Origin of the sequence: Streptococcus mitis, assembly GCF_946190285.1 — a bacterium.
Taxonomy (GTDB): Bacteria; Bacillota; Bacilli; order Lactobacillales; family Streptococcaceae; genus Streptococcus; species Streptococcus mitis_CP.
Window position 1 is genome coordinate 176844 of the sequence record NZ_CAMHZX010000003.1, and the last position, 14549, is coordinate 191392.

General features: G+C 40.2%; 12 protein-coding genes and 1 tRNA gene. 8 read left to right on the forward strand and 5 right to left on the reverse strand.

Annotated features, from left to right (window positions below):
- Positions 1 to 50: 50 nt before the first annotated feature.
- From N8L39_RS06140 to N8L39_RS06160, 5 genes are all read right to left on the reverse strand, one after another.
- Complete coding sequence (locus N8L39_RS06140; RefSeq protein WP_261010302.1) at positions 51 to 950, reverse strand: hypothetical protein; 900 nt, start codon at positions 948 to 950, stop codon at positions 51 to 53.
- A gap of 12 nt (positions 951 to 962) precedes the next feature.
- The gene (locus N8L39_RS06145) at positions 963 to 2045 is read right to left on the reverse strand and encodes a M24 family metallopeptidase (protein WP_261010301.1); all 1083 of its coding nucleotides are present in this window, start codon (positions 2043 to 2045) and stop codon (positions 963 to 965) included.
- Between the two features lie 126 nt (positions 2046 to 2171).
- Positions 2172 to 2954, reverse strand: a complete 783-nt coding sequence (gene gatD / locus N8L39_RS06150; protein ID WP_261010300.1) for a lipid II isoglutaminyl synthase subunit GatD — start codon at positions 2952 to 2954, stop codon at positions 2172 to 2174.
- Positions 2954 to 4297 (reverse strand): lipid II isoglutaminyl synthase subunit MurT, encoded by a 1344-nt coding sequence (gene murT, locus N8L39_RS06155; RefSeq protein WP_261010299.1) that lies wholly within the window; start codon positions 4295 to 4297, stop codon positions 2954 to 2956. Before murT ends, gatD begins: the two co-directional genes overlap by 1 nt.
- A 250-nt stretch (positions 4298 to 4547) precedes the next feature.
- The gene (locus tag N8L39_RS06160) at positions 4548 to 5864 is read right to left on the reverse strand and encodes an FAD-containing oxidoreductase (RefSeq protein ID WP_261010298.1); all 1317 of its coding nucleotides are present in this window, start codon (positions 5862 to 5864) and stop codon (positions 4548 to 4550) included.
- Positions 5865 to 6192: 328 nt separating this feature from the next.
- Here N8L39_RS06160 and cshA point away from each other — a divergent pair, with 328 nt between their 5' ends.
- The 8 genes from cshA to N8L39_RS06200 form a co-directional block, all read left to right on the forward strand.
- Complete coding sequence (gene cshA, locus N8L39_RS06165; RefSeq protein ID WP_004269842.1) at positions 6193 to 7770, forward strand: degradosome RNA helicase CshA; 1578 nt, start codon at positions 6193 to 6195, stop codon at positions 7768 to 7770.
- 256 nt (positions 7771 to 8026) lie between these two features.
- Complete coding sequence (codY, locus tag N8L39_RS06170) at positions 8027 to 8815, forward strand: GTP-sensing pleiotropic transcriptional regulator CodY (protein WP_000940738.1); 789 nt, start codon at positions 8027 to 8029, stop codon at positions 8813 to 8815.
- Entirely contained in the window at positions 8815 to 9390 is a 576-nt protein-coding gene (locus N8L39_RS06175) for a cysteine hydrolase family protein (protein WP_261010297.1), read from the forward strand. Before codY ends, N8L39_RS06175 begins: the two co-directional genes overlap by 1 nt.
- A gap of 80 nt (positions 9391 to 9470) precedes the next feature.
- Positions 9471 to 9556: transfer RNA gene (locus tag N8L39_RS06180), tRNA-Leu, on the forward strand.
- Between the two features lie 136 nt (positions 9557 to 9692).
- Entirely contained in the window at positions 9693 to 10970 is a 1278-nt protein-coding gene (locus tag N8L39_RS06185; protein WP_261010296.1) for an ABC transporter permease, read from the forward strand.
- A gap of 126 nt (positions 10971 to 11096) precedes the next feature.
- Positions 11097 to 11744 (forward strand): ABC transporter ATP-binding subunit Vex2, encoded by a 648-nt coding sequence (gene vex2 / locus N8L39_RS06190; RefSeq protein ID WP_023946252.1) that lies wholly within the window; start codon positions 11097 to 11099, stop codon positions 11742 to 11744.
- Positions 11745 to 11799: 55 nt separating this feature from the next.
- Positions 11800 to 13179 (forward strand): ABC transporter permease subunit Vex3, encoded by a 1380-nt coding sequence (gene vex3, locus N8L39_RS06195; RefSeq protein WP_261010295.1) that lies wholly within the window; start codon positions 11800 to 11802, stop codon positions 13177 to 13179.
- Between the two features lie 348 nt (positions 13180 to 13527).
- Positions 13528 to 14549 (forward strand): LysM peptidoglycan-binding domain-containing protein (locus N8L39_RS06200; RefSeq protein WP_261039323.1); only part of this gene is annotated, 1022 nt, incomplete at its 3' end.

Below are 14549 nucleotides of genomic sequence, written 5' to 3' on the forward strand. Positions count from 1 at the left end.
AAAAACGTAAAGTTAGTAGTAATGATTTTTCTGCTAACTTTACGTTTTTATTATTGGTTTTCTTGTAGATAATAGGAAATCACAACAGAAGAATTACTATCAAAATAGGAATCTTTATCAAAATATTTGCAATTTCCTATTGTAATGCTATGTATTTTGTAATTCTTAATAAAATGAGGTAATTTTTCATATCTTTCTTCAAGTAATGTTACATTATGAAATCCAAAATTTTCAAAAATCTCTTTTACGTCTGTAGGTTCTTTTGTAAGTAAAATATCATAATCGTCAGGTGAAAGGATATACTGATTTTTTAAAATGGCATTAAGTCGCTCAGAAATTCGCAAACTAATATTTTTAGGGATACTTGAGTCAGTATTATCTCTGGAAATTCTAACTTTCCCCGTTAAACTTCCATAATCATTATAATCTAAAGTAAAAAACCAAGTTGAAATCCTACTAATTGAATACACCTCAAAATTAATTAAAGCTTGATTAATTTCTATTTTTTTAATTCGAATAATTTGATTAGCTTCTTCATGAACTATTCTATTAAACTCTTCTTGATTTAAGAATTCAGGGAATTGAATGGATAAAGATTGCCTACGTTCTTCATCTTGTTTCTTTTCAAGACGCTCCTGATTATTCCATGAGTGTATTTCAAAAACTAAATTTACAATTTTACCAGGTACACTTATAAAATTAGAAATTCCTGTTATAGTATTATTGGCAATGCAAACAGCTCCATCTACAGTATTGGTAGTTATTTTGGAAGTTTCATCTACAACTACTTTCACGGCTTTTGCAGTCTCATTTGCAATATCATTTACAACTTTTGAGGATTCATTTGCAATATTATTTACAACCTTTGAAGATTCATTAACGATATCATTTACGACTTTAGAAGTTTCACTAGTAACATTATCTACAAATTTAAAGAGATCATTTAACATAAAATAATACCATTAATCAAAATAAAGCAAGTCTTTGCTGGTGCTTGTAAAGAGGTCAAAGCCATCCTTGGTAACAACACCGCAGTCTTCAATACGAACACCGACTTTACCAGGGATATAGATACCTGGTTCAACAGAGAAGCACATGCCTTCTTCGATGACCATGTCGTTTCCTTCCATGATAGATGGGAATTCGTGGACATCCATACCGATACCGTGACCGAGACGGTGGTTGAAGTACTCACCGTAACCAGCTTTTTCGATGACTTCACGGGCAGCGCGGTCCACTTCATGGGCAGTCACACCCGGCTTGATAAAGTCAAGAGCAGCCTGTTGGGCTTCGAGGGTCAAGTTGTAAATATCTTTCTTGAATTGGTCTGGTTTACCGACAGCGACTGTACGAGTCATATCTGACGCATAGCCGTTAACTAGAACACCAAGGTCAAAGAGGAGAAGAGCATCATTTTCAACCTTATTAGCTGCTGGAATGCCGTGCGGATTTGCAGCATTATCACCAGTCAAGACCATGGTATCAAAGCTCATTTCATAACCTTCACGCTTCATAGCAAAGTCAATTTGAGCGATGATATCTGTCTCTGTCTTATCAAGAGAAATATTATCAAAACCAACCTTAACAGCCTTGTCTGCATAGAGACCTGCAACCATCATTTTTTGCACTTCGTCAGCAGATTTGATGAGGCGCATGCGTTGGATACGAGGAGTGAGGTTTTCAAACTCAGCAGTTTCAAAAACAGTTTTTAAGCCTTGATATTTGGTCAAGATGAGATTGTCAAACTCAACAGCTACACGTTTGAAGTCAAGTTGCGGAAGAGCATGTTTCATTTTTTGCCATGGATTTTCAGAATCTACATAGCCCACAACTGGGAAGGAAACGGTGCTGCTTGCACGCTCAACCTCAAGGGCTGGGACAAAGAGGAGGGGTTCCTGATCCACTAGGACAAAAAGGAACATTTGGCGTTCATGGGGATCACTGTAAAAACCAGTGAGGTAATTGATTGTGACGGGGTCAGATACGACAGCGACGTCTAGTTTTTCTGATTCAAGATATGCTACGATTTGTTGTAATTTAGACATATGCTACCTTCTTTCTACCCCTCTATTTTGGCAAAAAAAGAGAGAAAATGCAAGGGAGAAGGGTAAAAGAAAAGACAAAAAAACTCCGACAAGATAACGGAGTTCTTTGATATAGTTTTACTTTGTTTAAGAAAAGTCAGCCTTGCTTTTGACGTCGCTGTATTCTTCAGCGATTTCTTGGCTGAGAATATCTTCATAGGCAGGGAGTTGGATGTCCTGACCATATTTCTTCTTGAGGGCAGTAGTAACTAGGCGATAAGCTAGATTGGCATTACGAGAGAGGATAGGCCCGTGGAAGTAAGAACCAAAGACATTTTTATAATGAACGCCTTCACCGATTTTTTCTTCGTTATTTCCATTTCCATAGACAACCTGTCCCAGTGGTTTTTGATCATCTGAGAGGAAGGTACGGCCCTGATGATTCTCAAATCCATAGTAGGTTTCATTGAAATCTTCATTATGAATCTTGATGTCACCGATAAAACGGTTATTGGTCTGGTTGAGGGTGTAGTGGTCCATGACCCCTAGTCCTTCGATACGTCTCCCTGAAGCTTCAACATAATATTGCCCCAATAATTGGAAACCACCACAGATAGCCAGAACCACACCGTCGTTTTGGATGTAGTTGTCAATGCTCTCTTTTTTAGCAGGTAGGTCGTCTGCAATAATACTTTGTTCAAAGTCTTGACCGCCACCGAAAAAGGCGATGTCGTAGTGATTTTCATCAAAATCATCATGAAGTGAAACGATGTCAACCGTCACATGGGCTCCCAGTTTTTCAGCCACATACTTGAGCATGAGTATGTTTCCATTGTCCCCGTAGGTATTCATGAGGTTTCCATAGAGGTGGGCAATGTTGAGCTGATAGGGGTAATTGCCAGCTTTTGAGGAAAGTGAAGTATAAACCATTAGTTCATCTCCTTTCTAACAATCTGACGACTAGCCAGCAGTTCGCGGAATTCCAGCATAGCAGTATAAGTTGCTAGGATATAGGCATGCTTACAGTCTTGGTTCTCAATGGTTTTAAGAACTTGTTCCAGACTACTTGTTTCAGTAATTTTATCAGCTGGATAGCCAGTTACTCGTAGACGACGTGCGATTTCAGAATGGCGAACACCGCCAGCATTGATTTCAGGAATGTCCATCTCAGTAATTTGTTCAAAATCAGCATCCCAGATCCAGCTAGTGTCAATTCCATCTGCATAGTTGGCATTTAGGAGGACAGATAGGCTAAATGGATAAGGTGCTAGTTTAATCATTTCGATAGCTTGAGTTGCACCGACTGGATTTTTAATTAAGACGAGGGTACATTCCTTATTACCAATATGGAAGGTTTCTTGGCGTCCAAAGACAGCACGGCTCTTATCAAATCCCTGCTTGATGAGTTGTGAATCTGCACCAAGGAAACGGGCGATGGCAACCGCAACTAGGGCGTTGTAGATATTGTAGAGACCACCGATTTGAATACCGTATTCTTGTCCGTCAATGACAAAGCGAGAGCGATTGTTGGTTAACTCAACTAATTCTGTCAAGCGATAGTCGAGATCAGGACGTTTACATCCGCAGTCTTCACAGATATAGGCACCCAAGTTTGCATAGGTATTATGCTCATATTTGAGGATTCCTTGGCAGTCAGGACAGAGGATTCCTTCTGTATTATAGTGAGCCAGCTGGGCTGGTCCTTTCTCCAAGTCAAAACCAAAATACTGTACAGAATTTGGAATAGCTGGCTTGTAGAAAAGTGGACTGTCTCCATTAAGGAGAACAGTGGCAGTAGGCACCTTACGAATAGCATCCAAAATCATCTTGTAAGTTGTGTAAATCTCACCATAGCGGTCCATCTGGTCACGGAAGATATTCGTGATGACAAAAAGGCTTGGCTGGATATAGTCACAGATACGAGATAGACTGGCTTCATCGATTTCTAGAACGGCAATATTTTTCCCAGTTTTAGAAGATTTGGCTGTTAAGAAGGTTGTCGCAATTCCTGTAATCATGTTGGCACCGCTTGGGTTGGTCAGAACTTGACCATAAACCTCTTTTAAAATGCCGACAGTTAGGGCAGTTGTCAAGGTTTTTCCATTGGTTCCAGTCACCACGACAATCTCGTAGTTCTTAGCTAGGTTTTGTAAAATATCTCTATCAAATTGAAGGGCAAGTTTTCCTGGGAGCGTACTTCCACGGCCAAGACGGCTTAAAATGAAGTGGGAAGAACGCCCAGCAAGAAGGCCCAAAGTAGTTTTTAATTTCATGTTTCTATTATATCATAAAAGAGGGAAAAGACAGATTTGATACTCAATGAAAATCAAAGAGCAAACTAGGAATCTAACCGCAGGTTGCTCAAAGCACTGCTTTGAGGTTGTAGATAGAACTGACGAAGTCAGTAACATATATACGGCAAGGTGAAGCTGACGTGGTTTGAATTTGATTTTCGAAGAGTATGAGATTTCGCAGAAATGAAAACAGCCCTCAGAGGGCTGTTCGATACGATTAAATCTCAACTTAAATCGCAAACAAGTCATTCAAGTTCTCAGCCAAGGTTGGGTGAGTGAAGATTTGTTTTGTAAAGTAAGTGTAAGGAATCTTGTTGTCCATAGCAACAGTGATGATGTTGATGATTTCTTGAGAACCTTCTGAGAAGATGCTTGCTCCAAGAATTTCTTTTGTTTCAGTATTAACCACAGCTTTGAAAGCTCCACGAAGGTCTCCATTTACGTGACCACGAGGCATTGCTGCAACAGGAATTTCCTTAACGGCGTATGGAAGTTTCAAATCAGCTGCTTGGCTTTCAGTCAAACCAACTTGTGAAAGTGCAGGTGTGATAAACATTGTGTTTGGTACATTGAGACGGTCTTCAAGTGTGTAGCTGCCGTCCCCAGCAAGGTAGCTGTAAACAACACGGAAGTCATCAAGTGAAATGTAAGTAAATTGAAGGCCACCGTTGACATCTCCAACTGCAAAGACACCAGGAACGTTTGTTTGACAATGTTTGTCTACTTTAATAGCGCCACGTTCAGTAAGTTCAATATCTGTATTTTCAAGTTGAAGTGGTTCTACGTTTGGTTTACGTCCAGTTGCGTAGAGAAGGGCATCGAAACGGTAAGTTTCGTTTTCAGTTACGACAAGGACTTGATCACCGTCGTTTTTGATTTCAGTAGTACGGATGTTTTGAAGCAGTTCAATACCATCTTCTTCCATGTATTGTTTAGCAAGAGCTGCGATGGAAGGTTCTGCACGAGGAAGGAAAGTATCCAAGGCATCTAGGACTGTAACCTTGCTTCCAAGTTTGTTGTAAAGACCAGCAAATTCAAGACCGATGTTTCCGCCACCAAGGACACCAAGTTTTTCAGGTAATTTGTCCAAATTTTGGATACCTGTTGAGTCAAAGACGTTCTTGCTTGTAGCAAGTCCAGGGATTGGCAAGACGTTTGAAACAGCACCAGTGTTGATGACGATTGTTTCCGCAGTCAGTTCTTTCTTTTCATCACCAGCTTGGATTTCGATGACTTTATTTGAAAGGAAGTGAGCTTCCGCATCAAAGATGTCCACGCCTGTACCAGCAACAGTAGCATAGTTTTTACCGTTGAGGCGACCAGTGATAGTGTTTTTAGTAGCAATGACTTCTTCAAAAGACAAGTCTTTCTCAGTAGCAACTAGCAAAGTTTTAGTTGGGATGCAACCAATGTTGATACAAGTTCCACCGTACATAGCTTTGCTACGTTCAACGAGGGCAACTTTTTTGCCAGCTGAAGCCAATTTACCAGCTAGTGTTTTACCAGCTTTACCAAATCCGATAACGATTAAATCATAAGTTAACATTTATCTTCCTCCTATTCGAATTTCATTCTAGCACAAGAAAAAAACTTTTGCACAATTCTGCTACGCTTTAAAAAAGTTTATGAAATAGTGGAAAGTTTAACTTTATTTTCTCAGAAAAATCGTTTACATGACTTTATCGATGGATTAGGCTATCTTTTGCTTCTCTCTTGTGTTATACTAGATAGGTTGCAAAGAAAACAGTACTTTTCTTTTGTGGAAAAGAAGCAACACGTTTTTGTATCCAGTATATGAAAATACGTCATAAAAAGAAAAGTATAAACTAAGCCCTATAGGGTGGCTTCGCACCACCTTTAGAAAGAAGAATAACGTGAAATTTAATGAATTAAACTTGTCTGCTGATTTGCTAGCAGAGATTGAAAAAGCTGGTTTTGTAGAAGCCAGTCCTATCCAAGAACAAACTATTCCCTTGGCCCTTGAAGGCAAGGATGTTATCGGTCAAGCTCAGACTGGTACAGGAAAAACTGCAGCCTTTGGCTTGCCTACTCTTGAAAAAATTCGTACAGAAGAAGCGACTATTCAAGCCTTGGTCATCGCTCCAACTCGTGAACTTGCTGTCCAAAGTCAAGAAGAACTTTTCCGATTTGGTCGTAGTAAGGGAGTCAAAGTCCGCTCAGTATATGGCGGATCAAGCATTGAAAAACAAATTAAGGCTCTTAAATCTGGTGCCCATATCGTGGTGGGAACTCCAGGTCGTCTCTTGGACTTGATTAAACGCAAGGCCTTGAAATTACAAGATATTGAAACTCTTATCCTTGACGAAGCGGATGAAATGCTCAACATGGGCTTCCTTGAAGACATTGAAGCTATCATTTCTCGTGTCCCTGAAAGTCGTCAAACTTTGCTTTTCTCAGCAACTATGCCAGATGCCATCAAACGTATCGGTGTTCAGTTTATGAAAGAACCTGAGCATGTGAAGATTGCTGCTAAGGAATTGACAACAGAATTGGTTGACCAATACTATATTCGTGTTAAAGAACAAGAAAAATTTGATACCATGACTCGTCTTATGGATGTGGAACAACCAGAACTTGCTATCGTATTTGGTCGTACAAAACGTCGTGTAGATGAATTGACTCGTGGTCTTAAAATCCGTGGCTTCCGTGCTGAAGGAATTCATGGAGACCTAGACCAAAACAAACGTCTTCGTGTCCTTCGTGACTTTAAAAATGGCAATCTTGATGTTTTGGTTGCGACAGACGTTGCAGCGCGTGGCTTGGATATTTCAGGTGTGACCCATGTCTATAACTACGATATTCCACAAGATCCTGAAAGTTATGTTCACCGTATTGGTCGTACAGGTCGTGCTGGTAAGTCAGGTCAGTCTATTACTTTCGTATCACCAAATGAAATGGGCTACCTCCAAATCATTGAAAACTTGACTAAGAAACGCATGAAAGGTCTCAAACCTGCAAGTGCAGAAGAAGCCTTCCAAGCAAAAAAACACGTAGCTCTCAAGAAAATCGAACGTGATTTTGCAGATGAGACTATCCGTGCCAACTTTGAGAAATTTGGTAAGGATGCTCGTAAGCTAGCTGCCGAATTTACTCCAGAAGAATTGGCAATGTATATCTTGAGTCTGACTGTTCAAGACCCAGATAGTCTTCCTGAAGTGGAGATTGCACGTGAAAAACCACTGCCATTTAAACCATCAGGTAATGGCTTCGGTGGTAAAGCTAAGGGAGGTCGTGGAGGCCGTCGTGGGGACGACCGTCGAGACCGTGATCGCCGTGGCAATGGTCGTCGTGATGATTTCAAAAAAGGAAGTCGTGGCAATGATCGTTTTGATAAAGACAGACGTTACCGTAATAAAGACAATAAAAAACCACGCAATACTTCAAGTGAAAAGCAAACAGGCTTTGTTATTCGTAACAAGGGCGATAAATAAGAAAAAGCGGTTCAAAATGAATCGCTTTTTTATATAAGGAGACCGAATGGAAAAAGAAAGATAAATAAAATAGATATATTATCTTCTTGTAATATTATAATACACAAAAATAGGGAGCTTGTCAATAGAAAAGAAGCAATTTAATTAAAAATATTCTTGTTTTTTCAAATTGCAATTAAATAAGCAATTTTCAGATAATAATTGAAAATTCAAGCTGTTTATGTTATAATGATAGCGATTAAATTCGAGGTGAAAAATGGCACATTTATTAGAAAAAACTAGAAAAATTACTTCTATCCTGAAGCGCTCAGAGGAGCAGTTGCAGGAAGAACTTCCCTACAATGCGATTACCCGTCAATTGGCAGATATTATTGACTGTAACGCCTGTATCGTTAATAGCAAGGGACGTCTCCTTGGCTATTTTATGCGTTACAAAACCAATACAGATCGTGTAGAGCAATTCTTCCAAACTAAAATTTTCCCGGATGACTACATTCAAGGTGCGAACATGATTTACGATACAGAAGCCAATCTGACAGTTGATCATGATTTGAGTATTTTCCCTGTGGAAAGTCGTGCCGACTTTCCAGATGGTTTGACGACTATTGCACCGATTCATGTATCAGGGATTCGCCTTGGTTCTTTGATTATTTGGCGCAATGATAAAAAATTCGAAGACGAGGACTTGATTCTTGTTGAGATTGCGAGTACCGTTGTTGGGATTCAACTCCTTAATTTCCAACGTGAAGAAGATGAGAAAAATATTCGCCGTCGCACTGCTGTTACCATGGCGGTTAATACCCTTTCTTACTCCGAACTCCGTGCTGTTTCAGCAATTTTAGGGGAATTAAATGGAAATGAAGGGCAGTTGACTGCGTCTGTGATTGCAGACCGTATTGGAATAACCCGTTCTGTGATTGTCAATGCCCTTCGTAAACTTGAGTCTGCAGGGATTATTGAAAGTCGCTCACTTGGAATGAAGGGAACCTATCTTAAGGTCTTGATTTCAGACATTTTTGAAGAAGTGAAGAAAAGAGATTACTAATGACTAAGGCTTTAATTTCGATTGACTATACAGAAGATTTTGTTGCTGATAGTGGAAAATTGACAGCAGGCGCTCCAGCTCAGGCGATTTCGGATGCCATCAGCAAGGTAACTCGACTAGCTTTTGAACGAGGAGACTACATCTTCTTTACTATTGATGCTCATGAAGAAAACGATTGTTTCCATCCAGAAAGCAAGCTATTTCCTCCTCACAATTTGATTGGGACTAGTGGACGGAATTTATACGGAGATTTGGGGACCTTTTATCAAGAGCATGGTTCAGACAATCGTATCTTTTGGATGGATAAACGCCATTACTCAGCTTTTTCAGGGACTGACCTGGATATCCGTTTGAGAGAGCGTCGAATTTCTACAGTTATTTTAACCGGAGTTTTGACGGATATCTGTGTCTTGCATACAGCTATAGATGCCTATAATCTAGGATATGATATCGAGATTGTTAAACCAGCTGTTGCATCTATCTGGCCTGAAAATCATCAATTTGCCCTAGGTCATTTCAAAAATACACTCGGAGCTAAGTTAGTAGATGAAAATCTAAATGAAATTTCAGAGTAATTTGGTTGATGAAATGAAAAAAATTGAAAAAAAGTGTTGACAAGCATCCTAAAAGTTGATATACTAGTAAAGTAATCGACGCGGGGATGGCGGAATTGGCAGACGCGCAGGACTAAGGATCCTGTGACCGCTTTAGGTCGTGAGGGTTCAAGTCCCTCTCTCCGCATAGGATAAGAGTTAGCTTAAGCTAGCTCTTTTTTTATCTAATTCAAGTAGAGCAAAAAATTGTTGCTCTTTTTTTGTATTTCATAAACATTTCATATTTGAATTTTATAATAGTCTTACAAATATGGAGGTGACAAATGAATCCAATCCAAAGAGCTTGGGCTTATGTCAGCAGAAAACGACTGAGAAGTTTTATTTTATTTCTGATTTTATTGCTCCTGTTGGCTGGAATTTCAGCCTGTTTGACTCTGATGAAGTCCAACAAAACAGTTGAAACCAATCTTTACAAATCACTCAACACATCCTTTTCTATTAAAAAGATAGAAAATGGTCAGACTTTCAAGCTGTCAGACCTAGTATATGTAAGCAAGATTAAGGGACTGGAAAATGTTTCTCCTGAACTGGAGACGATTGCAAAACTAAAAGACAAGGAAGCGGTGAGTGGCGAGCAGAGCGTGAAGCGTGATGATTTGTCAGCTGCAGACAAAAACTTGGTTAGCTTAACAGCTCTTGAGGATTCATCTAAGGATGTGACCTTTACCAGCTCGGCTTTCAATCTAAAAGAAGGGCGACACCTTCAAAAAGGGGATTCCAAGAAAATTCTCATCCACGAAGAGTTGGCCAAGAAGAACGGTCTTTCCCTTCATGACAAGATTAGCTTGGATGCTGGACAGTCAGAATCTGGCAAAGGACAAACTGTCGAGTTTGAAATCGTCGGAATCTTCTCTGGTAAAAAACAAGAGAAATTTACAGGTTTGTCTTCTGACTTCAGTGAAAACCAAGTCTTTACAGACTATGAAAGTAGCCAAAGCCTTTTGGGTAATGGTGAATCTCTAGTCAGTGCAGCTCGCTTCTATGTAGAAAATCCTAAGGAAATGGACGGACTCATGAAGCAGGTAGAAAACTTGTCTTTGGAAAATCAAGGTTATCAAGTCGAAAAGGAAAGCAAGGCTTTTGAACAAATCAAAGACTCAGTTGCAACCTTCCAGACCTTTCTGACCATTTTTCTTTATGGGATGTTGATAGCAGGAGCAGGAGCCTTAATTCTGGTTTTGTCTCTCTGGCTGAGAGAAAGGGTCTACGAAGTGGGAATTTTACTGGCACTTGGAAAAGGCAAGAGCTCGATTTTCCTACAGTTCTGTTTAGAGGTAGTTTTGGTATCTCTTGGAGCTTTGCTTCCATCCTTTATCGCTGGAAATGCCATTACATCCTATCTGCTCCAAACTGTCCTAGCCAGTGGAGATCAGGCAAGCTTACAGGATACGCTGGCCAAAGCAAGCGGTCTATCAACTAGTCTCCTATCCTTTGCAGAATCCTATGTTTTTCTAGTTCTGCTCAGTTGCTTATCTGTAGCACTTTGTTTCCTATTCTTATTTAGAAAATCGCCGAAAGAAATTTTATCATCTATTAGTTAATACTCTTCGAAAATCTCTTCAAACCGCGTTAGCTGTATCTGCAACCTCAAAGCTGTGCTTTGAGCAACCTGCAGCTAGCTTCCTAGTTTGATCTTTGATTTTCATTGAGTATAAGAAGGAGAAATCATGACTTTATTACAATTACAAGATGTTACCTACCGTTATAAGAACACTGCTGAAGCAGTCCTATATCAGATCAATTATAATTTTGAACCCGGGAAATTTTACAGTATTATTGGTGAGTCAGGAGCAGGAAAATCCACACTCTTGTCCCTACTTGCTGGTCTAGATAGTCCTGTTGAAGGTTCTATCCTTTTTCAAGGAGAGGACATTCGTAAGAAGGGTTATTCCTACCATCGCATGCACCATATTTCCCTGGTCTTTCAAAATTATAATTTGATAGATTATCTTTCTCCACTGGAAAATATCCGCTTGGTCAATAAAAAGGCAAGTAAGGATACACTTCTTGAACTTGGTCTGGATGAAAGTCAGATCAAGCGGAATGTTCTCCAGTTATCAGGGGGTCAACAGCAACGTGTTGCCATTGCTCGTAGTTTGGTATCAGAAGCTCCAGTTATTCTAGCGGATGAGCCAACGGGAAATCTGGACCCTAAAACTGCTGGAGATATTATCGAACTGCTCAAATCACTTGCCCAGAAAACAGGTAAATGTGTCATCGTCGTAACTCACAGCAAAGAAGTGGCACAAGCATCAGATATTACACTTGAGTTGAAGGACAAGAAACTGACTGAAACTCGCAATACGACGAAATAATATGAGCTTTTTCTGTTCAAACTATAAAATAGAATAAAATCTAGAAAGGGAACCTATGTTACACAACGCATTTGCTTATGTTACAAGGAAGTTTTTCAAATCGATTGTCATCTTCCTGATTATTCTCCTCATGGCGAGCTTGAGTTTGGTCGGCTTGTCGATCAAGGGAGCTACTGCCAAGGCTTCTCGGGAGACCTTTAAAAATATTACCAATAGTTTCTCCATGCAAATCAATCGTCGCGTCAATCAAGGAACGCCACGTGGTGCTGGGAATATCAAGGGTGAAGATATCAAAAAAATCACCGAAAACAAGGCCATCGAGTCTTATGTTAAACGCATCAACGCTATCGGAGATTTGACTGGATATGAACTTATCGAAACTCCAGAAACCAAGAAAAATCTGACACCTGACCGTGCTAAACATTTTGGAAGTAGCTTGATGATTACAGGTGTCAATGACTCCTCTAAAGAAGACAAGTTTGTCTCTGGTTCTTATAAGTTGGTCGAAGGTGAGCACTTAAACAACGACGACAAGGACAAGATCCTCCTGCACAAGGACTTGGCAGCCAAACACGGCTGGAAAGTAGGGGACAAGGTCAAACTAGACTCTAATATCTACGATGCAGACAATGAAAAAGGTGCCAAGGAAACAGTCGAAGTGACAATCAAGGGACTCTTTGATGGTCATAATAAGTCAGCAGTAACCTACTCACAAGAACTCTATGAAAATACAGCTATCACAGACATTCACACTGCTGCAAAACTTTATGGATACACAGAAGACACAGCTATTTATGGGGACGCAACCTTCTTTGTAACAGCGGACAAGAACTTGGATGATGTTATGAAAGAGTTGAATGGCATCAGTGGTATCAACTGGAAGAGCTATACTTTAGTTAAGAGCTCCTCTAACTACCCAGCTCTTGAGCAATCCATCTCTGGTATGTACAAGATGGCCAATCTCCTCTTCTGGGGCAGTTTGAGTTTCTCAGTTCTTCTCCTTGCCCTCTTACTCAGCCTTTGGATCAATGCCCGTCGCAAGGAAGTGGGGATTCTCCTCTCTATCGGTCTCAAGCAGGCAAGTATCTTGGGGCAATTCATCACTGAATCCATCTTGATTGCCATCCCTGCTCTTGTTTCTGCTTACTTCTTAGCTACTTACACAGCGCGTGCAATCGGAAATACTGTTCTTGCCAATGTCACTTCAGGTGTTGCCAAGCAAGCCAGCAAGGCTGCTCAAGCCTCTAACCTTGGTGGTGGTGCAGAAGTAGATGGCTTTAGTAAGACCTTGTCAAGTCTAGACATTTCCATTCAGACATCGGACTTTATCATCGTTTTTGTCCTTGCCTTGGTTCTAGTGGTTCTCGTTATGGCGCTTGCTTCAAGCAATCTCCTCAGAAAACAACCAAAAGAACTCTTGCTGGATAGCGAATAAGTTTGAAAAAATTAGTCTAAAATAGAGACTACATCTTATTTTTCTATTCAAGAATGGTGAATAGAGAATGGTTATTTAACAATTCAAAATAGAGCCGAAAGCAGTGGTGAAAATCATTGCTTTCAGTTGCTTTCTTTGTACTTTTGATGGTGGATGTGATATACTAAAATCGTTGAATTCAGTGGAAGGATAATTTGCAATTTCTATATTCAAATATGCATAAAAATTTATTCATAATTTGCTTTTAAATAAATAGAAAACCCGTAGATATCTATCCAGACTGCAAAGGTAGACGGGCCTGTGTGGCTGAGTTTGCTTTTTTTAAAATATAAAATAGTGAGGAAAACAATGAGACAAACAAATGTTAGAGGGACATTATCCCTACGTGGCTTTAGAAAATTAAGAACTGGTGCAATTGTTGCGACAGGTGTGATTTTATTGGGGCTGGGCTTTTTAGCTCCAACTGTATCAGCTAATGAACAAGATGGTGTTTGGGTAGCCAGAACAGTTGCAGAAGTAAAAGCTGATATTCAAAATATAGACAATTTATCACACTACACAATTAAGTGGGGAGATACACTAAGTGCTATTAGTGGGGCAACGGGGCTATCTGTTGATAGTTTGGTTGAGATAAATCGTATTGCAAATAGAGATTTGATTTTTGCTAATAATAAATTGTATTTTAGAGAAGAAGCTTTTCTAAAAGATGGAAATACAGAAGTAAAAAGACAGCGAGTGTCGATTGATAATTCTGGTAGCCGTCAAAGTTATGAAGTTGAAACAAAGACAGATACTGTAACTGGAGAGCAAACCACTACTGTGAAACAAACGGCACCAGTGGTTGTGGAAACACCAGCAGTATCAGCACCGAAATCAGAAACCTCAGTTTCAGTTGCGCCAAAAGCCGAAACAAGGGAAGGAGTTTCAAATACTCCATCACTGGGCGCTACAACTAGTGCTGATGCAGGTGAATCAAGTCCAGTAACAGACAATGCTCCTTCAAATACTGGGACTACAAATCAACCTGTAGCTTCAAATCCAAGTTCTGAAGTTCCAGTTCCAAAAGCAGAAGAACCAGTGTCTCCAGCGCCAAAATCAGACGAACCAGTGGCTAGCATGCCAAAATCAGACGAGCCAGCGTCTCCAGCACCGAAAGTGGAAGAACCTGCAACACCAGCGCCAAAATCAGACGAGCCAGTGGCTACAACGCCAAAAGCAGAGGAACCAACGACACCAGCGCCGAAAGTGGAAGAACCTGCAACACCCGCACCAAAATCAGATGAACCAGCGACACCAGCACCGAAAGTGGAAGAACCAGCGACACCAGCGCCGAAAGTGGAAGAACCTGCAACACCCGCACCAAAAGCAGA